The sequence below is a fragment of the Dyadobacter flavalbus genome (assembly GCF_006149045.1).
In the GTDB taxonomy this organism is placed as follows: Bacteria; Bacteroidota; Bacteroidia; order Cytophagales; family Spirosomataceae; genus Dyadobacter; species Dyadobacter flavalbus.
The window spans coordinates 1-18,956 of the sequence record NZ_VBSN01000019.1; the positions used below are offsets into that span (position 1 = coordinate 1).

An 18,956-nucleotide genomic window follows, 5' to 3' on the forward strand; every position below is an offset into this window, starting at 1 on the left:
GCCGGTAGAGGAGAAAGCACATGAGAACCGGACCTGGATCGACAAGATGTACTTCCGTCCGTTCAGCCGTGACGAGATCAACCGAAATGCACAGCTCGTGCAAAATCCCGGTTACGATAAATAGTTAGTATCACAGTATAATTACAAAACAAGCCGTTCCTGACTCAGGAACGGCTTGTTTTGTTCAGGATCAATCCGGAAATACGGAATGGGAATATGCATTGCGGCATGCTTTTGGATAATGTAAATTCAGTAGCTTAAAACCTGTAAACGGCGTGCAAAGCACATTGTTACAACGCATTCAAGTCCTTGTTTACTAAAACTGTTTAAACGGTAATCCAATGAAAAAGAACCCGATTATAAAGGTGGCCGGTTTGTTCCTGATTGCATGCATGAGTTTTCCGGTACATTCCGAGGCCATTTTAAAAAAGCATAAAACTACGACTTCCAGTACTTCCATAACACGGAATTCAAACCATGCATTTCAGGGAAGGGTGGAAGTGAATGTCGAAGATCTGCCCGAAAAAGTCCGGAATACACTCAACGATAAATCCTATGCGGGATGGACGATCATTGAAGCTTTTCTGGTTACAAATGAAGACAATTCGCAGTATTACGAGCTTGTCGTTCGCAGAGCAGATGAGCGGACACGCATGAAAGTGGATGCCAGCGGAAATGTACTGAACTGAATGAATCCTGATGCGTTTTTATGGATAGTTTCCACAAACCGGGGATTTAATGATCATGCTTTTTTGGGATTTTATATTGTAATTACCTGAATTTCAGTAATTTGTATATTCTGGCATAATCGTGTTGATAGTAAAAGCATTAAAGCAAAGGTTTTAACATTTACTAAAAGAATACGGATTATGAAAAAGCTAATAGTATCGGCGATGGCCTTCACACTTATCTCTTTCGCCTCGGTTCAGGCTTCTGCACCATTGATGAATAATGGTAAAACTGCTGTTTCAATAACAGTGAAAGAAGACAAGGTACCGGTAAAACCGGAAAACCTGCCGGAAGGAATCAAGAAAACAATCAAAAGCGATGAATTTACCGGCTGGACCGTCAAAAAGGCTTTTCTGGTGACCGAAGAAAATAACAAGCAATATTATGAACTTCAGGTTGCTAAAGGAAGTGAAAGCGCACGGGTGAAACTGGACAAAGAAGGAAATAATGTAGGTTAATATTTCCATATCTTATTTTGAAAACAGCCGGATAAAGTCCGGCTGTTTTGCTTTACAGATACCTTGCATCTACCGTTTGATATTCCATACCTGCCTAAGGAAAGTTGCTGAATTATAATGCTGTCAAACCGGCTTAACTTGAATGCTGTAAAATGCAAATCATATTCATGGCAAATGTAACTACGGTACTGGACGAATGGCTGGTTAAAGATCTGGAAGACAATTCTTCCATTAACGTGACGGTGGAAGCGGGAACCGAGCTTGGAAACAGCGGTGTTCCCGGAATTCAGGTCAGGTGTATGGGATATGTAATTACCTTTGAGCCTAATATCGTGGCGCAATGGGCTTATAAAGCCGGTAAGCAGGGACTAACTGAATATCTGATTGAAGATAAATCCTGGATTTATTACGATGACCGGTATACAAAGCATTATCTGGTACTCGGCGACCCGCTTAAAGCAAAAGTAATTGTCAAAACAAGAAGCTCGAAACCGATTACGAGAGAGTACGAGCTGCCGTTTGCGATGGAGTAAAATGATTTGTGTGAAATGTCAGGTGTGAAATGGTTTTAGTGAAATTTTTAAAAGTATTCCAACCTTTAATATGATTTAGGTTTCTTTTGGTAAATCTTAATAAATCATATACCATGAAAAAAGTTATCTTATTTTCTCTGATCTGGGTTGCTGTAATGGCTTGCGATGAGAAGAAGCAAAACGTTAATCCGCAGACAGAATCAGTAAAGACAAGCATTGTTCCTTACCGGCAACTGACAACTGTGCCGGCTTCCGATGCAGAGCTGAAAGTGGATCTTCAGGAAATTGCTGATAGCCGTTGTCCTGCCAATGCCGCTTGCATAACGATGGGAAGCGTGCAAATGAAATTTCTCGTATCGGATGCCCAAAGCCAGACGGATGTAAAAGTAAGTTTCAGCGGTGACCGCAAAGGAGGCAGCCAGACTTTCACCCTTAACGGACAGGCTTACGAATTAAAGGTTAGCAAAGTGCTTCCGTATCCGGTAACAACGCAGTCTCCGAAACTGGACGATTACCAAGTAAGTCTGAGCATTGAAAAGAAGTAAAAGTTAATTTAAGGTTCATATTCGGGGAGCCGGGCGTTATGTCCGGCTCCTTTTTTATTTTTTAGCCGTTTACTTGACCATTCTTGTGTAATTTGGCTGAATAAAACCTTTTGATCATTCATATCAGGAATAATGAAGCATAATGAGTCCAGACGGGAAGTTTTGAAAAGTATTGGAATGCTTGGCGGCGCGGCATTGCTGCGGCCGGTTATGTCCGTTGCTGAAACCAATGAAAAAATGATACTACAAAAATCGATTCCATCAACGAATGAAAAAATTCCGGCTGTCGGGCTCGGTTCCTGGCAGCAATTTGACGTAGGAACCAATGCGGCTGAAAGAACACCGCTGAAAGCAGTACTGCAGGAAATGGAGAAACTGGGCGGTAAAATGATTGATTCTTCGCCGATGTACGGAAGGTCGGAACAGGTGATCGGTGATCTGAGCACCGAACTTAAGTTAAACGACCGTTTTTTCATGGCTACCAAAGTCTGGACAACCGGAAAGCAGGAAGGCATTACGCAGATGAATGATTCCATGCGCAAAATGGGACGTAAGAAAATGGATCTGATGCAGGTGCACAACCTGCAGGATTGGCAAACGCACCTCAAAACACTGAAAGACTGGAAAGAAGAAGGTAAAATAAGGTATATCGGCGTAACACACTACACGGATTCTGCACATTCCAGACTTGAACAGATTGTAAAAACAGCAGGAATTGATTTTGTGCAGTTCAATTATTCCATCCGTTCCCGGAATGCTGAAAAAAGCCTGCTAAGTGCAGCAAAGGATAGCGGCGTGGCGGTCATTATCAATGAGCCGTTTGATCAGGGCGGATTATTCCGTGCGGTAAAAGGAAAGCAGCTTCCCGACTGGGCAAAAGAGTACGATATCAACAGTTGGGCGCAGTATTTCCTGAAATACATATTGAGCAATCAGGCAGTAACCTGCGTGATTCCGGGTACTTCCGATGTAAAGCATTTAACGGATAACCTTGGTGCAGGTCTGGGAAAGCTGCCAGATGAAAACGGCAGGAAAAAAATGCTGGAATGGCTGGACCGGGCATAATAACCGACTATTTACCCATCCATTGCTTGAAATCCGCTACTTTTTCGCGGCTGACAATTGCTTCTTTCCCGAAAGCCGGCTTTAACAGCAATGACAGGCGGCTTCCGAAATAAGGGTCCATTTTGTCCACAGCATGGTGGGTTACAATCATTCCGCGGTTGACACGGAAAAACCGGTCGGGATCAAGCATTTCTTCCAGTTCGTCAATGCTGTAATCCACAAGCAGTTTCTGATTGTGATGCGTGATGAAAAAACTGTAACGGTCGTCAAGAAAAAAATAGGCGATTTCGCTCACTTCCACAGAAAGCAGCTTTTGGCCCTGTTTGACCAGAAAACGGTGTCTGTAGTTCGGCGTAACGGTTTTCTGCAGTTCTTCCAGTAACTTTCTGATACCCTCAGCCGGATCCGGAACAGCCTGCGTTTTAAGCTTTTCATATTTGAGAAGACTGCGCTGCAGGTCGTCGCGGTGAACAGGTTTTAACAAATAATCAATGCTGTTTACCTTGAATGCCTGAAGTGCATATTCGTCGTATGATGTTGTAAATACAACCGTACTGAGAATCCGGGTTCTGTTGAAGATTTCAAAACTTTGCCCGTCAGAAAGTTCTATATCCAGAAAGATCAGGTCCGGGTCCGGATTGCTGGCTGCCCGGTTGTTTTCAAGCCATTTGTCGGTAACGCCGGCAACAGAAAGTAACGGAGCCACTTCGTTCAGTAATTTTCGTAATCTGCGGACCGACAACTCCTCGTCTTCAACAATCAATGCATTCATATAGTGGCTGTAATATGGGGTATGAGGGGTAATATGACTGTAAAATGTTCGGGGCCGTTCTCGATAACCGGTTCGGAAATCCCCGGATTGCTTTCACTCAGCAAAAGGTATTTGGCCTGAATGTTCGATAACCCGATCTGGGTGGATTCCATCTTGTCCAAAGCACTGGAAACGGATTTTTTCTGTAAATTATTCCGGACGCGCAGTAATCCGCCTGCCATGGTTTCAATGTGTACGGTCAATGGCCGGCTTGCGCGTATTACATTATGTTTGACTGCATTTTCGACCAGAAGCTGCAGGGTCAGCGGCGGCAGCCTGTAAAATCTGAAATTTTCATCCGTATCGATCGAAAGATGCATTCCTTCGCCATACCTTGTTTTTAACAAATGATAATACGATTCGATAAAGACCAGTTCGTTTTCAAGCGTAGTCAGTTCGTCAGAACTTCCTTCTGTTTCTGAAGTCTGATTGGTCTGAAGAAGATAGCGGTATACTTTGGCCATTTGTTCCACAAACTGTTCGGCTTTTTCAGGTTCTTCGGAAATCAGGGTGGACAAAGAATTAAGGCTGTTGAACAAAAAATGCGGACTGACCTGAGCCTTCAGACTTTGCAATTGTCCCTGCACATTTTCCTTGCGCAGTCTTTCCTTGTTTACTTCATGATGTTTCCAGTGATCAAGCGAATAAAAAGTTTCCCGGATGCCGGTCACCAGAATAATGGCGCCCATGTTGATGAGGTAAATATTGAGAAGAATGCCGTATGTAATTGCTGAGCCGAAAAAACGGTATTTAACGTAAATCCCGGCTATGATCAGCAGGAAAACGGCAGAAAGAAAAGCATGTGTAAGAATCGAAATGCTGACCCTTTTCAAAGTAAGATGAAGTCCGGCATAGCGCTTTGTTATGATTTCGGATATGTGATGCTGGATAAAAAAGGTTGTAGTAAGGATCAGTCCGTTCAGTGCAGTGGCACCGATGAAAGTTTTCAGGTTGCTGAAATACGTGCCGCCGACAAGAAGATAACTGAAAAAAAGCAGAAACACGGGCATGGTCAGAATATAAGACCAGCGGCCGTTTAAGCTGGGTTTTTCAAAAGAAGCATAAAGAAATGATTTTGTCATACGGCCGATTCCAGATTCCGGTGTGTTTTATTGTATTGTTCAAACTGAATATGACAAATTTAAAAGGCCTGTTGAAATCCTCCGATTACAACCTGTCTCAATTGCCGAAAATATAGCCTGAACTGTAAACAGCGCATTTTCAGATCTGAAATCAGGAAAAAGTTCTTTCCTTAAGCAGCGGCAGCGTAACGGTAAAGTACCCTTCGGTTTCTTCCACGTGAACCGATTTGCTGCTCACAAGCCTGTATTTTTCAATCAGGTTTGATAAACCGGACGGATGCGTTTCCAGTATGCGTGTTTTCTTCTGAAGGCTGTTCCGGACGACAATTTCTGAACTTGCATTTATTTCAATTCCTATTTCAAGCGGTTTGGATAAGCTCATCCTGTTGTACCTGACCGCATTGTCAACCAAAGTCTGAAGAGTAAGCGGCGGAATCTGGAAATCAGGACCGGAATAATCTGCCGGAAATACGATCTTCAGACTTTCGCCGTAACGGGTTTTCAGCAAGCGGGTATAAACGGTCAAAAAGTCCAGTTCCGAACGCAGCATAACCAGCTCGGATTTTGCGGCCTGCAGCATGTAACGGTAAATTTTGGAAAGATCTTCTACAAAAGCTTCTGCATTTTCCGGGTCTTCACTGATCAGCGAGGAAAGCGTGTTGAGGCTGTTAAAAAGAAAATGCGGGTTAACATGTCCTTTGAGCATATTGAACTGATGCTGCAATGCAAGCCGTTCCAGTTTCTCGGTTTCTGTCTGGTTTTGTTTCCATTTTTCGAAGGTGTAAAAAAGTCCGAGTGCCGCGCAGAAAAACAGATCAAAAAAGCCGCCCAGTATCAGGATCGGCCATAATGCTTCCCAGCTGAACTGCACATGCAGGCCCGGCGTAATGCTGTATGCCCAGACATCAAATGCGGCCAGAAAAACCGTCATGCCGCCTACAACAACAAGCATGACAATCAGGCGTTTTCGGGTGTGCTTTACATCAGGAAATTTTGCGATAATCCATCTGATCGCCAGCGTCAGCATTACAACGGAAAACCAGTAAAGCACAAAGACCAGCGCCGTTGCAATCAGGAATATTTTGATATCCCTGAAATATTCCGCTCCGATGAAGTAATGATTTCCAACAGCAAACAGTACCGGCATCATGGCAAGATGATACCACCATTCGTATCTTGAAAAAAACGTTGGCCTCATAGAACAGGACAGATCGAATAGAAAATGCAGTTGGTACAACTAAAAATAAGCACTGTGTTTTTCTTACTGATTGATTTTGCGCGATGTGGAGAAATCGCAGTCTGAAATGTGTATAATGCATGGCGAATTGTAAAATATACCTGCTGCAAACCGCCCCGGGTTTGATCATCAAAGGAAAGGCCCGGCTTCGGTCCTGAAATCCGGTAATGGTTATATGTCGCAATTACCCCCTTAAATTGCCCATTTTGCACGTCATCCGCCTGGCATATTGGTCTTAAATTTGAAATGTAATCGAACGCTCATCCTTAAACCAAACGCATTATGGAAACCAGTATTTCACAGCCGGCTTTGACCAAAAAACCGCTTAACAAAGTGCATCTTGCCGGGAAAATCATCAGCGGATTATGCATACTTTTCCTGTTGTTGGATGCAGGTATGAAAGTACTTGAAGATCCGCGTTCTATAGAGGGTTCTGTTCAGCTGGGCTGGCCGGCAGAATCGGTGCAGGCCATAGGCATTGCCCTGCTTGTGAGTACCGTTCTTTATTTGATTCCGCGCACGGCCATTCTCGGGGCCATTTTACTCACCGGATATCTGGGCGGCGCCATCGCCATTATGGTACGCGCGGGCCAGTCGCTGTATTTTGCGCTTGTTTTCGGCATACTTGTGTGGGCCGGACTTTATCTCCGTGATGAAAAACTGCGTTCATTGATCCCGTTCCGGAAAGATTGAGCCTCTGAAAGCAAAACGGTTTCGGCACATCCGGTTTATGTGCGTATCTTGAAGCGATTCACATTCTAAACCGGCAAAGGATTATGGCCAGGCAAAGTGCAGGAATACTGTTGTACAGAATAGCCAAAGAAACCGAAGTATTGCTCGTACATCCCGGCGGGCCGTTTTTCATAAAGAAAGACCTTGGAAGCTGGTCCATTCCGAAAGGCGAATATACTCCGGAAGAAGAGCCGCTGGAAGCTGCCAAACGGGAATTCAGGGAAGAGACCGGGTTTGATGTAAGCGGAAATTTTATTCCGCTCCAACCCGTCAGGCAAAAAGGCGGAAAGGTCATTCAGGCCTGGGCGGTGGAAGGAAATTTGGATGCAGATGCAGTCGTCAGCAACACATTTGTGTTGAACTGGCCGCCCGGTTCCCAGAATTTCAAAACGTATCCCGAAGTGGACCGCGCAGAATGGTTCGGGCTGGATGCGGCCCGGACCAAGATCAATGAACGGCAGGCTGCGTTTATCGATGAGCTGGAAAGTTTGCTGCTCAGCAATCGATAATTCCGTTTTTTGATTCAGGCAGATTGATCAAACGGTTTCAGCTCAAAACAGGATTTTAGCCCGGTATGTAATTTAAAGCTGTTCGAAGGTAATCCTTTGCGTGTAATGTTCGTTGATAGGCAAAAAATGGTCAGGTGAAATATTTTGTAAATCAAGGTTCGATTGTAAGGGAAATCTGGGGCAAAGCGGATTCCATACTTTTTATTTTTGCGGGTGCTTCTGCCGAATTTGCGCTGAACAAGGCCGTAGACTGGCTATATTTTACCGGTCGGCTTCCGGCAGATCCGTTGGGAAGACTGTTTTCAACCGTCGCGTACGCCAGACTGATCGTGTTTTCCGAGTATCATGACGCCTTGCATGCGATTGACAAAATAACGGCTATTCATCGCGATGTTGAAAACCAGCGCGGATCGCAGATTCCGGACTGGGCTTACCGCGATGTATTGTTCATGCTGATCGATTACTCCATTCGCTCGTATGAAGTTCTGGAACGGAAGCTGACTGATTCTGAAAAGGAAGACATATTCCAGACTTTTTATCAGGTCGGATCAAGAATGCAGATCCGCGGTTTGCCGGACAACTTTACGGCATGGAATAGTATGCGGAACGAGCATTTGCAGCAAGACTTACTGAAAAGTGATTTTACGAAAGATTTATACAAACAATACAAAAAACATCTCGGCGCGATCCGGTATTACATGCTGAGAGAAGTACAAGTTATGGTCGTTCCGCAGCGGGTAAACCATTTGCTGTCACTGGGTAAAATTTCTTTGCTGAAACCTGTTCTGGCGCTGTATAAACTGACAAGGTTTTTAGGTTTTGAAAAAATGCTCCGGAATGCCATTCTTCCGAAAGCATACAAAGCGCAGGTTACCGATCTTGATTCCATTAAACAGTACCATACGCAATAAAAAAGCCATTGCAGAACTCAAATAATACAAGCCGGTTTTTATTTTCAGGTTATTTTAATTTAAAGCCTGGAAAATCAAATTAAAATCGGCTTGTATTCAGGTTTTGCAATGGCTTGTTAGCTCAGCTAAACAGCAACCTGATTCCTGTCGTCTTCGGCAATCTGTAACACCTTGTCCATTGTGATCGGAAGGTTACGAACTCTTACGCCGGTTGCATGAAAAACCGCATTGGCAATGGCGCCCGCCACACCAATAATCCCGATTTCGCCCACGCCTTTGACGCCAAGCGGGTTTACGATGTCATCTTTTTCTTCCACAAAAATCACCTCAATGTCGTTAATGTCCTTGTTGACCGGCACGTGATATTCCGAAAGATTATGGTTCATAAAACGCCCGTACTGATGATCCAGTTTGGATTCTTCTTCCAGCGCTTTGCTGATGCCCCATACAACGCCACCCAGAATCTGGCTTCGGGCTGTTTTGGGATTCAGGATTTTGCCGGCTGCCACAGCGCAGACAACACGTGTAACATCAACAGTTCCAAGATCTTCGTCTACTTTTACCTCGGCGAAAACAGCCGCATGCGAATTCATGGTGTATTTTCTGCCTACGAGCGGATTAGGGCCACTTGTGGAAGTTTCTTCAATGCTGTTCACACCCGCCAGCCGCATGATTTCCGTTACAGAAATTCCTTTTGAACTGTCATTCGGATCAAAAATTTCTCCGGAATCTATCTGAAGTTTATTCGGATCGTAATTGTAGAACGGAGAAGCCTTTGTTTTGACAGCATGTTTGAGCAAAATCTTTCTCACATCTTCACATACGGTTTTTACCGCAGAGCCCACAGACGCTGCCGTCCACGATCCACCTTCAAGCGGCGCAAGCGGAAGGTTCGTATCGCCCAGCTTGAAAGTAACATTCTCAATGGCAATTCCCAGAATTTCGGCAGCGATCTGCGTCATAATGGTGTAAGTTCCCGTGCCGATATCCGAAGTTCCGCTGCTTACAACCAGCTTGCCGTCAATGGACAACAATGCTTTTGCTCTTGACGGCATCTGATTCGCATCCCAAGCTGCTGTGGCGACACCCCAACCCACCAGATTTTTCCCGTCACGCATGGACCGCGGCTCCACATTTCGTGCGGCCCAGCCGAATTTCTCCGCGCCTTCGCGGTAACAGGCCACAAGTTCCTTGCTGGAAAACGGTTTTTCATTCACCTGATCTTCATCGGTATAATTTTTCAGCCGGAAAATCAGCGGGTCCATTTTAAGCGTATAAGCCAGCTCGTCCATGGCGCTTTCCATCGCATGTACGCCTGTTACGGCACCGGGCGCCCGCATGTCCAGCGGCGTAAACGTGTCCAGTTTTACAAGCTCGTATTTCAGTTCCACATTTTCGCAGGCATACATCGTTGCCGACCAGTTTACAATCACTTCGGTATAGTTTTCAAACTGCGAAGTTTCCGAATAGGCTTCGTGACGAACGGATTCCAGTGTTCCTTCCGGCGAAGCGCTCAAAGCCAGTTTCTGCAAAGTAGCCGGCCGGTGACCGAATGAAAACATCTGCTGGCGCGTCAGCCCGACTTTAACCGGCCTTTTCAGTTCCAGCGCTGCCAGAACAGCCATAAAGAGCTGATGCTGAGGACGCAAACCGGAACCGAATGCGCCGCCGACATAAGGCGAAATAATCCTGACATCCTTGTAAGCCAGTCCGAAAACATTGCCGATATAAAACTGGCAATTGCTGACACCCTGTGTTTTATCGTAAACGGTTAGTTTTTCATTGTCCCAGATCGCGGTTGTAGAAAACAGCTCCATCGGATTATGATGTTCTGCGGAATGCTTGTATTCGGCCTGTATTTTAAAGGCGGCATCTTCGTAAGCTGCATCCGCATTTCCCCTCGATTTCGGAGGCACGTAGCCGATTTTACCTTTTGGCGCTTTAAAGGATTTAGAAATATTCTGGTATAAACTGGATGTATGCGTTTCTTCTTCGTAATCAACTTTAATCAGCGAGGAAGCATAACGGGCAAGTTCAAAAGTTTCGGCAATCACGAGCGCAACGGGCTGCATACTGAAACGGATCGTATTATCATAAAATGGCCGGAAAGGGGTGCCCGATGGCGCATCCAGATCCGTATATCTCAGTTTGAACCACGGCAGATTCCGGACGTTTTCATGCGTGAAAACCTGAAGAACACCGTCCAGTGCAAGCGCGCGGGAACTGTCAATGCCGGTTATTTTTCCTTTGGCAATCGAACTGGAAACAATAAAGCCGTAGGTCAGTCCTTCCACTTTGAAATCAGCGGAGTATCTTGCTTTTCCGGTTACTTTTTCCAGTCCGTCCACACGGCTGGCTGGCTTTCCTATGTATTTCGTTGTCATGCTTTTAGTTATTTTTAAGGGCTTCTGAAAATGCCCGTACAATTGCTCTTTTTGCCAGCTCTATTTTGAATGTATTGCTTCCGTAACCCTTTGCGTCTGCAAGAATCATTTCCGCCAATGCCCTGAAATTTGCTTCCGTTGCCTCCTGTCCGATAAACGCTTCTTCGCAGGAACAGTCCCGCCAAGGCTTGTGAGCAACGCCACCCAACGCCAGCCGAATGTCTTTGATCGTATTTCCATCCAGTTCAAGTGCTGCTGCAACCGAAACCAGTGCAAATGCATACGATTGTCTTTCCCGAACCTTAAGATAATGGAAATGCTGTGTGAAATTGCTCGGTGGAAGTTCAATGGAAGTGACCAGTTCGCCATCCTGAACGTTGTTATCGAGATGCGGCGTATCTCCGGGCAAGCGGTGAAAATCTCTGAATTCGATAACGCGGTCTCCATACGGTCCGGTTACATTCACTTTGGCGTCCAGTGCGGCAAGCGCCACGCACATGTCGGAAGGATGCGTGGCAATGCAATGCTCGCTGGTACCCAGGATCGCATGAATGCGGTTGATCCCGTTGATGGCCGAGCAGCCGGAACCCGGCTCCCTTTTGTTACAGGCCGTGGCCGTATCATAAAAATAATAGCAGCGCGTTCTCTGAAAAAGGTTTCCGCCGTTGGTCGCCATGTTCCGCAACTGCGGCGAAGCGCCCGCAAGAATGGCCTGTGAAAGCAGCGGATATTTTCGTTCTACCAGTTCGTTCCATGCAGTGTCCGCATTGGTGGCGAGCGCACCCAGGCTGAGTCCGCCGTCTTCGGTTTCTTCTATTGCTGTAAGAGCCAGTTTGTTTATATCCGTCAGATGATCCGGTCTGGCGACATTTTCCTTCATTAGATCCAGCAGATTGGTTCCGCCTGCAATGAACCGGGCGTTGGCATGGCCTGTAAGGTCGGCTACAGCTTCTGCAACTTCGGTGACCTTGTTATATGAAAAACTATTCATTTTCCAGCTTTGATTTAACTTCCATAATAGCCGCATTGATGTTCGTGTAAGCACCGCAGCGGCATATGTTTCCGCTCATGAATTCCTTTACATCTTCCAGCGTATGCGCCCGGCCTTCATTAAACATGCCGATCGCCGAGCAGATTTGTCCCGGTGTGCAGTAGCCGCACTGAAAAGCATCGTGTTCAATAAATGCATCTTGTAAAGGGTGATTTGCCTCGCCGTCGGCCAGTCCTTCAATCGTCGTGATTTCCGCTCCGTCTTTCATAATGGCGAGTGTGAGGCAGGAGTTGATGCGTTTTCCATCGACCAGCACCGTACATGCGCCGCATTGACCGTGATCACAGCCTTTTTTGGTGCCGGTTAGTCCGACGTATTCTCTGATGGCGTCCAGCAGACTAACCCAGGGTTGCAATCTGAGTTTATGAGTTTGACCGTTGATGCGCAAATTGACCAGCGTATAGGCAGGCAGCGTATCGCTGAAAGGATCGTCTGTTTCCAGCGTGGAAGTTTCTTGTTTCATAATTTTGGAATGAATAGTTGTTGACCGGCAATCCCGAATGCCCGTTTCTTACAGGTACTTAAAAAACTATTCCCTGTTATACGTTTATGAACAAGTTGTACTTGCGGAGTAGGGGTGGCTTGTAAATAAGCAAAGGCCATCTTTTGGACGGCCTTTGCTGCAAAATGAATCTAACTTTAAAGAATTTAGTTTAGTTAATTTCTTTCACGGCATTTTCGCCAACAAATATGTGGGCATAATGATAAAATTTATTATTATTTTCCACATAATCCGAATAAAATGAAAAGGTAAATTCAGCATTAACTTCTTCCTTATCTGCCTGAAAAATAACGGTTTTTGTAACCCATTCTGCAGGCTTTCCAGTTAAGTCAATGGATGTATTTTCTATATATCCGTCATTACCATTTTGTACATTACTCAGGTTAAAAGAAACTCCGGGAGCATATTGGGTAATACCTTGAGGAGTATTTCTAATGGTTGTAGCTACTTGAAATGTAATTGAATACTTTTTGCCTGGTATTAAGTGCCTGATTTTAGTTGTAGCACTTGCTGCAGTATAACCTTTTTCAAAACCTTTTTGGGTTGTAATAGTTAAAATATTTCCTGGGCTACTTGTTGGCCCAAGTTTTTTAATCCAAGGCAAGGACGGGTTTCCCCAAACATAATCCAGTGTAGAAACACCCATTGGTGCTCGTTTTTTCTGTTCCTCTAATGAGATTGTAGCAGGCCCACTGTCAACAGGATGCCACACCCAATTGGTTGGATAAACATGAAAGCCCGCTGTTACATTTGTTGAAAAAATGTTAGGAGAGATTCCATACCCACTTCCAATAAGATTTGTCTTCAAATTTGAACCGTCATTTGTAACAGTCGCCGCTGGTGACGGCGCAACTGCATCTTCATTCGAGCAGCTGCTCATGAAAAGCATTGTGGAAAGACATGCTGCACTGGCCATGAAAGAGAGGCTTTTTGTAATTTGTACCATAATAATAAAATGAGTTTTGTAAGTGATTGAATTAATTTTCGATGGCAAAACTTGCATGAATTACAGTATCAGCAAAAAGGTTATAGCAGGCGGCAGGTCTGGATGAGCAGGCGGTAAAAAGGTTGTTAAAACCATGAGAAAAGCGGTTGAAATTGTAAAGTTTAGTCACTTATTGTATTCTCATATGCCTTGTTGGATTGTAAAGTATGGGTGGCTTGTAAATAGGAAAAGCCATCCAAAGGATGGCCTTTGCTGCAAAGTGAACCTAACAAGATTTTCTTATTTTACTTCTTGAATAGCATTCTCAGGAATGAATATGTTTCCTTATGATATAGCATTTGAAAAAAAACTTGGGGTTTGGAGTGAAATTCATAGTACAATAACAGCGTCGCAAACTCCGATTTAGACATGTAAATAACATAACATCATATGTATACCCATTTCGTACTTATCCGGTTTTCTGATCATTTTAAGTAAAGCTCCAATTTCAACATTATTCCAATGAGCGTACTTAGGTCCCTTCAATATTCTATGCAGTAGTTTGAAATTAATATCAAAATAAATAAAAGGCTCTATCCAGTTTGCAAGAGATTTTTGTATTATATCAAAGCCACTGTTGTTTCCTGAACAACAAATTTTTAGTAATTTATTCTCGGGTAAATTAATTAAAATGGTTGTTTGTGTTTGAAAATTGACGGCATTTCTCTTATAATGAAATCTTTTAATTGCATCAGGTATTAGCAACATTATATCATCTAAGCTCACCTCCATATCGTCATCAAAAGTGTACTTCTTAGATGATAATTCGTTCTGTATATATTGCCATTTATCCTTACTGTTTGATGGAATATAATCGTTGGTTTGAGTTTCAGTCGTGAGGTCAAAAGTTTCTCCACTATTTAACAAAACTGGCTGACAATTCTGTCCATTGGTACTAAGCTCCTGTTTGAAATAGTTTGCAGCATTTTCAAGTTCCGGAATAGGAGAGTATTTGTTTAACTTCCAATTTGCCCCACCAAGAACGTACGTACCAGCAAAAGGCATAAAAAATCGGGGGTTGATTTTATTGATAATTTTTGTTGCCATGTTTAATCCTCTTTGTTTAGTTTGCTGTTGGGCTGTAAACATTTCAGTTTCTGAATAATCAGACATAGCATACGGATACAGCGAAGCCCCGGCATATCCAACTAATAGGAAATCAATTTGAGGATATTGCTGCACAATCCTAGTTAATGCTTCATAGGCGATAGGATATGGACAATCATTTGTATTTACCAGTACATACTTTTCATTATCAATAACACACATAGAGTCTATCTGATTAGTTTTTCCTAGTGTAGCCGACGGAAAAAAACAACCAAATGCTTTGCCGCAAATTTCAGGATTACAATTATCGGCAGCGAAGATATTTATATAAACTTGATTTTCTAAAAGTATTCGTTCGTTGTTATTTAGTTCAATTATTGAAGAAAAACCCAGCATTTCAATCTTTCTTCTCAGCGATTTATCTTCATAATTATGGATAAGTATTTTAACATTTTTGCTTAGGCGTTTCATTGATTTTTCACAAAAATGGTCAGGATGAATATGACTGATATAAACGTAATCTATATCTTCTAACAAAGTATGACTTTGGTTATATGGTGGATATATATACCAGGAACCATAATAAATACCATCATCTAGCCATGGATCTGTTAATATTTTTATACCGTTTACAGTGATAATTTCTGTTGCCGAGTTAAGATGTGTTACTTTCATATATTTTTTATTCCCCTGGCTTTATGAGCTCATTGTCATTATGCTGCGTTACTTTATTTTTTAATTTAATTTATTACCTTAACCGCAGCTGTTCGTGAAAAGCATGATGGAAAGACATACTACACTGGCCATCAAAGAGAGGCTTTTTGTAATTCTTACCATTTTAATAAAAACAGTTTTTGTAAGTGATAAACTAAATTTCCGGTGGCAAAGCTTGCAAAAAGCACTGTGGCAGCAAAAAGGTTATAGCAGGCGGCAGGTCTGGATGAGCAGGCGGTAAAAAGGTTGTTAAAACCCAGGGAATAGCGAAGAAAATGTGTAAAGTTCTGCCAATTTTTGTATTCTCATATGCCTTGTTGGATTGTAAAGTATGGGTGGCTTGTAAATAGAAAAGCCATCCAAAGGATGGCCTTTGCTGCAAAGTGAACCTAATAAGATTTTCTTATTTTACTTCTTGGATAGCATTTACAGGAATGAAAATATTTCCGTATGAGGTAGCATTCGAATTTTTTCCGAGCAATTTTATGACAAGATCTCCGATCGTCGAACTGTTTCCATTTAATTCAATGCTATTAGCAATCCACTGATTTTCTTTGCCAGCAAGAGAAAGCGAATAATTATTTCCTGATACCGGGGCTATATAAGAAAAAATAAAAGAAGAGGCATATGGCGTTTGTCCGGGTCCGGAGGAATATTTGACAGCCATAGTAGATACATAGTAAGTGAACTTGTAGGTTTTACCTTCAAATATATTTTTTATCTTAACATGTACACCTGACAAGTTGTCCTTAGTTGCGCCTAATGTTAAAAAAGTCCCATTTTGTCCTAGTAGATCTGGTAAACTGTTAGTTGCTGGGATCCAAGGTTGTGCAGAGTTTCCAAATAAATAGGTAGCGTTTGAAAGTCCTGCTGTCATATTACTGCCAGTCAATGTATACCCTGAAGGCAAGGATCCCAAGCCAAGTTGTCCAATTGTAGGATGAATCTTTTGTACTGATATTAGTGGATTATACTCTCGCAAGTTTACACCTTGTACAGATGCAATCGTCGCTTCCGGCGAAGGCGTTACTGCATCTTCTTTGGAGCAGCTGCTCATGAAAAGCATGGTGGAAAGACATGCTGCACTGGCCATGAAAGAGAGGCTTTTTGTAATTTGTACCATTGTAATAAAACAGGTTTTGTACGTGATAAAATAAATTTTCAGTGGCAAAACTTGCATGAATTACAGTATCAGCAAAAAGGTTAGAGCAGGCGGCAGGTCTGGATGAGCAGGCGGTAAAAAGGTTGTCAAAACCCGGGGAACAGCGGATAAAATGTGTAAAGTTCTGCCAATTTTTGTGTTATCGGATGCTTTATTGGATTGTGAAGTATGGGTGGCTTGTAAATAAGTAAAGGCCGTTTGTTTGACGGCCTTTGCTGCAAAATGAACCTGTTCCGGCTTCAATTTAGAACTTCAACTGCATTCGATCCAACATGAATGTTAGCATATGTTAGTCTGGTTTCTCCCTTGGCTGAGGATCCCTGAAATGAAAGACTGTACTGTGTGTCTTCTGCTACAAATTCTATACTTTCAGTAACCCATTGTGCTTTTTTGTTGGTAAAATCAACTGTCTTTTTAATAACTGATGGGTAGTTTTCATGTGGCGGATAATATTTTAATGAAACCGTAGCTTTCTCCGCATATGGACTTGAACCACCGACTTCATTTAGGCTAGTAGTAGAAACAATGAATGTAAGTTTATACTTTTTGCCCTTCTCTAAGTTATGGATAGATGTAAATGCTTCACCAGTATATACGGCATCATTTACAACAGTGATAATAGATCCGGCAGAACCAGCCTGAGGTGCATCTAAAGGCAGAACCCAATTCTTCAAAGGACTTCCTGCATATGCTATTAAGCTAGAAGTTGCATCTCTCGACGGAATTTTAAGAGACCAGCCAATTGGTGCACAACCTATGCAAGTTGGACCATTGGTAGAAGCAACATAAATAGAACTAAGTCCATTTCCTCTTCCATTCGGATTTATCTTTAAATTCGAGCTTTCATTTGTAACAGCCATTTCCTTCGAAGGCGTCACTGCATCTTCCTTCGAGCAGCTGCTCATAAAAAGCATTGTGGAAAGACATGCCGCACTGGCCACAAATGAGAGGCTTTTTGTAATTTTTACCATTTTTAATAAAAACAGTTTTTTTAAGTGATAAAATAATTTTCGGTGGCAAAGCTTGCGAAAAGCACGGTTGCAGCAAAGAGGGTTATAGCAGACGGTGAAAAGAGGGAATTACAACCCGGTAAAAGCCTGCATTCCGGTCTTCAAATACGGGTTATTGCTGATCTTTGTATCTTAAATCAGTAAATAAAGGCCCTTGCCGGTTTTTACTGGCAAGAACTTATATTTGCCGGTCATACTTAATTTTTCAAAGAGCTGCTTACTGCAAATCGGGAATGGATTCCTCAACCAACGCAACGGATTCTGCTGGCTCAAAACTCAATCCTGAATGGAAAAAGAGCATACTTCTTACGGCGTCAAGGAAATTGCGCGGCGTGCCAATGTGTCCACGGCTACTGTCGACCGTGTGCTGCACAACAGGACGGGCGTTTCTGAAAAGACCCGAACGCGGATCAATGAAATTATCAAAGAGCTGGATTACCAGCCCAATATCCTGGCGAGCAGGCTTGCTTCCAGAAAAATAATTTCACTCGCCGTTCTCCTTCCCGGCGTTTCCGAAGAAACCGATTTCTGGTCGGCACCGCTGAACGGAATCCGTCGTGCCGAATCGGAAATAAAGCAGTACGGTGTTCAGATGAAGTATTTTTTCTTTGATATCAACGACAAAAACGCATTTCAGGAAAATATAAATCAGCTGCTGCAGCTGGATGTTCACGGGATTCTTGTTGCTCCGTCTTTTATTGAAGAAACTTCCCGACTGGCGGCGCAATGTGCAAAGCGCAAAATCCCGTTTGTTTTTATAGATTCCGATATTCCGGATCTGCAGAGTCTCGCATACATAGGCCCGCATCTTTACAAAAGTGGTTATACCGGTGCCAAACTCCTCACGTACAGGCTTGGAAGCAACAAAAAAGTATTGTTTATCAATATTTCGAAGGAAATTGAAAATTACAATTATCAGGAAATCGAAGAAGGTTTCCGTGCTTACTTCAATGACCGGCAACAGCCTAATAAAATTGTAAGAATTGATATTCGTGAAACAGATTATCAGTCCGTTGCAAGGCATCTGACTTATGTTTTTCACCTTAACAAGGATATCGGCGCTGCTTTTGTAACCAATTCCCGCGTGCATACCGTTGCTTCTTTCCTGAAAAACAGTCATCGTACGGATGTTTCGCTGATCGGTTACGATTTTCTGAAAGAAAATGTCGCTTATCTTGAAAATAACGTCATCGACTTTCTAATTTGTCACCGGCCGGAAGATCAGGGTTACAGGGGAATTATGGCGTTGTATCAGACTCTTGTTATGAATTCAGCTGTCCCAAACCCGCATTACATGCCGATTGATATAATCACAAAGGAAAACTTTGAATTTTATCAAAACTGAAAAAGAATGCGGATCATTGTTCTGAGGCTAGAACAGCGGCAGCATTTTAAAAACGGATAGCAGAATTTTATGGATATAATTTTTATAAAACCTGAATATATATTCTATATTTACATTTCGGGCACGTGCACGTATTTTGCGCAA

Annotated in this window: 20 protein-coding genes; 10 read left to right on the forward strand and 10 right to left on the reverse strand. The window is 43.0% G+C overall.

From position 1 onward, the window contains the following. The 6 genes from FEM33_RS02690 to FEM33_RS02715 form a co-directional block, all read left to right on the forward strand. A partial coding sequence (locus tag FEM33_RS02690) for a RagB/SusD family nutrient uptake outer membrane protein (RefSeq protein WP_139010581.1) occupies positions 1–124 on the forward strand: 124 nt, incomplete at its 5' end. Between the two features lie 217 nt (positions 125–341). Then, a complete protein-coding gene (locus FEM33_RS02695; RefSeq protein WP_139010582.1) occupies positions 342–689 on the forward strand; it encodes a hypothetical protein in 348 nt (115 codons plus the stop codon). A gap of 180 nt (positions 690–869) precedes the next feature. Further along, complete coding sequence (locus FEM33_RS02700; protein WP_139010583.1) at positions 870–1,187, forward strand: hypothetical protein; 318 nt, start codon at positions 870–872, stop codon at positions 1,185–1,187. A 152-nt stretch (positions 1,188–1,339) separates the two neighbouring features. After that, positions 1,340–1,720 (forward strand): hypothetical protein, encoded by a 381-nt coding sequence (locus FEM33_RS02705; RefSeq protein ID WP_229214050.1) that lies wholly within the window; start codon positions 1,340–1,342, stop codon positions 1,718–1,720. Between the two features lie 113 nt (positions 1,721–1,833). Further along, entirely contained in the window at positions 1,834–2,265 is a 432-nt protein-coding gene (locus FEM33_RS02710) for a hypothetical protein (protein ID WP_139010584.1), read from the forward strand. 132 nt (positions 2,266–2,397) lie between these two features. Then, the gene (locus tag FEM33_RS02715; protein ID WP_139010585.1) at positions 2,398–3,330 is read left to right on the forward strand and encodes an aldo/keto reductase; all 933 of its coding nucleotides are present in this window, start codon (positions 2,398–2,400) and stop codon (positions 3,328–3,330) included. Between the two features lie 7 nt (positions 3,331–3,337). Here the strand turns inward: FEM33_RS02715 and FEM33_RS02720 are convergent, their stop codons facing one another. The 3 genes from FEM33_RS02720 to FEM33_RS02730 all read right to left on the reverse strand — a co-directional run bounded on the left by FEM33_RS02720 (position 3,338) and on the right by FEM33_RS02730 (position 6,421). Continuing rightward, complete coding sequence (locus tag FEM33_RS02720; protein ID WP_139010586.1) at positions 3,338–4,102, reverse strand: LytR/AlgR family response regulator transcription factor; 765 nt, start codon at positions 4,100–4,102, stop codon at positions 3,338–3,340. Next, positions 4,099–5,223 carry a sensor histidine kinase gene (locus FEM33_RS02725; RefSeq protein WP_139010587.1) on the reverse strand — a complete coding sequence of 375 codons (1,125 nt, stop codon included), beginning with the start codon at positions 5,221–5,223 and terminating at the stop codon, positions 4,099–4,101. The genes FEM33_RS02720 and FEM33_RS02725 overlap by 4 nt, the downstream gene beginning before the upstream one ends. A 151-nt stretch (positions 5,224–5,374) precedes the next feature. Beyond that, positions 5,375–6,421, reverse strand: coding sequence for a sensor histidine kinase (locus FEM33_RS02730; RefSeq protein WP_229214051.1), 1,047 nt, complete (start codon positions 6,419–6,421; stop codon positions 5,375–5,377). A 321-nt stretch (positions 6,422–6,742) separates the two neighbouring features. Between FEM33_RS02730 and FEM33_RS02735 the strand changes: the two genes are divergently transcribed. The 3 genes from FEM33_RS02735 (at position 6,743) to FEM33_RS02745 (ending at position 8,612) form a co-directional block, all read left to right on the forward strand. Further along, positions 6,743–7,153, forward strand: coding sequence for a DoxX family protein (locus FEM33_RS02735; protein WP_139010588.1), 411 nt, complete (start codon positions 6,743–6,745; stop codon positions 7,151–7,153). An 83-nt stretch (positions 7,154–7,236) separates the two neighbouring features. Next, on the forward strand, positions 7,237–7,701 hold the full coding sequence (locus FEM33_RS02740; RefSeq protein WP_139010589.1) for an NUDIX hydrolase: 465 nt from the start codon (positions 7,237–7,239) through the stop codon (positions 7,699–7,701). Between the two features lie 134 nt (positions 7,702–7,835). Next, positions 7,836–8,612 (forward strand): oxygenase MpaB family protein, encoded by a 777-nt coding sequence (locus tag FEM33_RS02745; RefSeq protein WP_139010590.1) that lies wholly within the window; start codon positions 7,836–7,838, stop codon positions 8,610–8,612. Between the two features lie 125 nt (positions 8,613–8,737). Here FEM33_RS02745 and FEM33_RS02750 read toward each other — a convergent pair whose 3' ends face one another. The 7 genes from FEM33_RS02750 to FEM33_RS02780 all read right to left on the reverse strand — a co-directional run bounded on the left by FEM33_RS02750 (position 8,738) and on the right by FEM33_RS02780 (position 17,428). Next, a complete protein-coding gene (locus tag FEM33_RS02750; RefSeq protein ID WP_139010591.1) occupies positions 8,738–10,996 on the reverse strand; it encodes a xanthine dehydrogenase family protein molybdopterin-binding subunit in 2,259 nt (752 codons plus the stop codon). Positions 10,997–11,000: 4 nt separating this feature from the next. Continuing rightward, positions 11,001–11,987 (reverse strand): FAD binding domain-containing protein, encoded by a 987-nt coding sequence (locus tag FEM33_RS02755; RefSeq protein WP_139010592.1) that lies wholly within the window; start codon positions 11,985–11,987, stop codon positions 11,001–11,003. Continuing rightward, entirely contained in the window at positions 11,980–12,510 is a 531-nt protein-coding gene (locus FEM33_RS02760) for a (2Fe-2S)-binding protein (RefSeq protein ID WP_139010593.1), read from the reverse strand. The genes FEM33_RS02755 and FEM33_RS02760 overlap by 8 nt, the downstream gene beginning before the upstream one ends. Positions 12,511–12,700: 190 nt before the next feature. Further along, on the reverse strand, positions 12,701–13,465 hold the full coding sequence (locus tag FEM33_RS02765; protein ID WP_139010594.1) for a hypothetical protein: 765 nt from the start codon (positions 13,463–13,465) through the stop codon (positions 12,701–12,703). Positions 13,466–13,897: 432 nt separating this feature from the next. Continuing rightward, a complete protein-coding gene (locus tag FEM33_RS02770) occupies positions 13,898–15,256 on the reverse strand; it encodes an MBL fold metallo-hydrolase (protein WP_139010595.1) in 1,359 nt (452 codons plus the stop codon). Between the two features lie 442 nt (positions 15,257–15,698). Further along, positions 15,699–16,418 (reverse strand): hypothetical protein, encoded by a 720-nt coding sequence (locus FEM33_RS02775; protein ID WP_139010596.1) that lies wholly within the window; start codon positions 16,416–16,418, stop codon positions 15,699–15,701. 278 nt (positions 16,419–16,696) lie between these two features. Further along, positions 16,697–17,428 (reverse strand): hypothetical protein, encoded by a 732-nt coding sequence (locus FEM33_RS02780; RefSeq protein ID WP_139010597.1) that lies wholly within the window; start codon positions 17,426–17,428, stop codon positions 16,697–16,699. A gap of 325 nt (positions 17,429–17,753) precedes the next feature. Here FEM33_RS02780 and FEM33_RS02785 point away from each other — a divergent pair, with 325 nt between their 5' ends. Then, positions 17,754–18,812 (forward strand): LacI family DNA-binding transcriptional regulator, encoded by a 1,059-nt coding sequence (locus FEM33_RS02785; protein WP_139010598.1) that lies wholly within the window; start codon positions 17,754–17,756, stop codon positions 18,810–18,812. Positions 18,813–18,956 lie beyond the last annotated feature (144 nt).

Excerpts from the sequence above, each read along its gene's own strand:
- FEM33_RS02695 (WP_139010582.1), top strand. The coding sequence starts at position 342 with ATGAAAAAGAACCCGATTATAAAGGTGGCCGGTTTGTTCCTGATTGCA.
- FEM33_RS02700 (WP_139010583.1), top strand. The coding sequence starts at position 870 with ATGAAAAAGCTAATAGTATCGGCGATGGCCTTCACACTTATCTCTTTC.
- FEM33_RS02705 (WP_229214050.1), top strand. The coding sequence starts at position 1,340 with ATGCAAATCATATTCATGGCAAATGTAACTACGGTACTGGACGAATGG.
- FEM33_RS02710 (WP_139010584.1), top strand. The coding sequence starts at position 1,834 with ATGAAAAAAGTTATCTTATTTTCTCTGATCTGGGTTGCTGTAATGGCT.
- FEM33_RS02715 (WP_139010585.1), top strand. The coding sequence starts at position 2,398 with ATGAAGCATAATGAGTCCAGACGGGAAGTTTTGAAAAGTATTGGAATG.
- FEM33_RS02720 (WP_139010586.1), bottom strand. The coding sequence starts at position 4,102 with ATGAATGCATTGATTGTTGAAGACGAGGAGTTGTCGGTCCGCAGATTA.
- FEM33_RS02725 (WP_139010587.1), bottom strand. The coding sequence starts at position 5,223 with ATGACAAAATCATTTCTTTATGCTTCTTTTGAAAAACCCAGCTTAAAC.
- FEM33_RS02730 (WP_229214051.1), bottom strand. The coding sequence starts at position 6,421 with ATGAGGCCAACGTTTTTTTCAAGATACGAATGGTGGTATCATCTTGCC.
- FEM33_RS02735 (WP_139010588.1), top strand. The coding sequence starts at position 6,743 with ATGGAAACCAGTATTTCACAGCCGGCTTTGACCAAAAAACCGCTTAAC.
- FEM33_RS02740 (WP_139010589.1), top strand. The coding sequence starts at position 7,237 with ATGGCCAGGCAAAGTGCAGGAATACTGTTGTACAGAATAGCCAAAGAA.
- FEM33_RS02750 (WP_139010591.1), bottom strand. The coding sequence starts at position 10,996 with ATGACAACGAAATACATAGGAAAGCCAGCCAGCCGTGTGGACGGACTG.
- FEM33_RS02755 (WP_139010592.1), bottom strand. The coding sequence starts at position 11,987 with ATGAATAGTTTTTCATATAACAAGGTCACCGAAGTTGCAGAAGCTGTA.
- FEM33_RS02760 (WP_139010593.1), bottom strand. The coding sequence starts at position 12,510 with ATGAAACAAGAAACTTCCACGCTGGAAACAGACGATCCTTTCAGCGAT.
- FEM33_RS02765 (WP_139010594.1), bottom strand. The coding sequence starts at position 13,465 with ATGGCCAGTGCAGCATGTCTTTCCACAATGCTTTTCATGAGCAGCTGC.
- FEM33_RS02770 (WP_139010595.1), bottom strand. The coding sequence starts at position 15,256 with ATGAAAGTAACACATCTTAACTCGGCAACAGAAATTATCACTGTAAAC.
- FEM33_RS02775 (WP_139010596.1), bottom strand. The coding sequence starts at position 16,418 with ATGGTACAAATTACAAAAAGCCTCTCTTTCATGGCCAGTGCAGCATGT.
- FEM33_RS02780 (WP_139010597.1), bottom strand. The coding sequence starts at position 17,428 with ATGGTAAAAATTACAAAAAGCCTCTCATTTGTGGCCAGTGCGGCATGT.
- FEM33_RS02785 (WP_139010598.1), top strand. The coding sequence starts at position 17,754 with ATGGAAAAAGAGCATACTTCTTACGGCGTCAAGGAAATTGCGCGGCGT.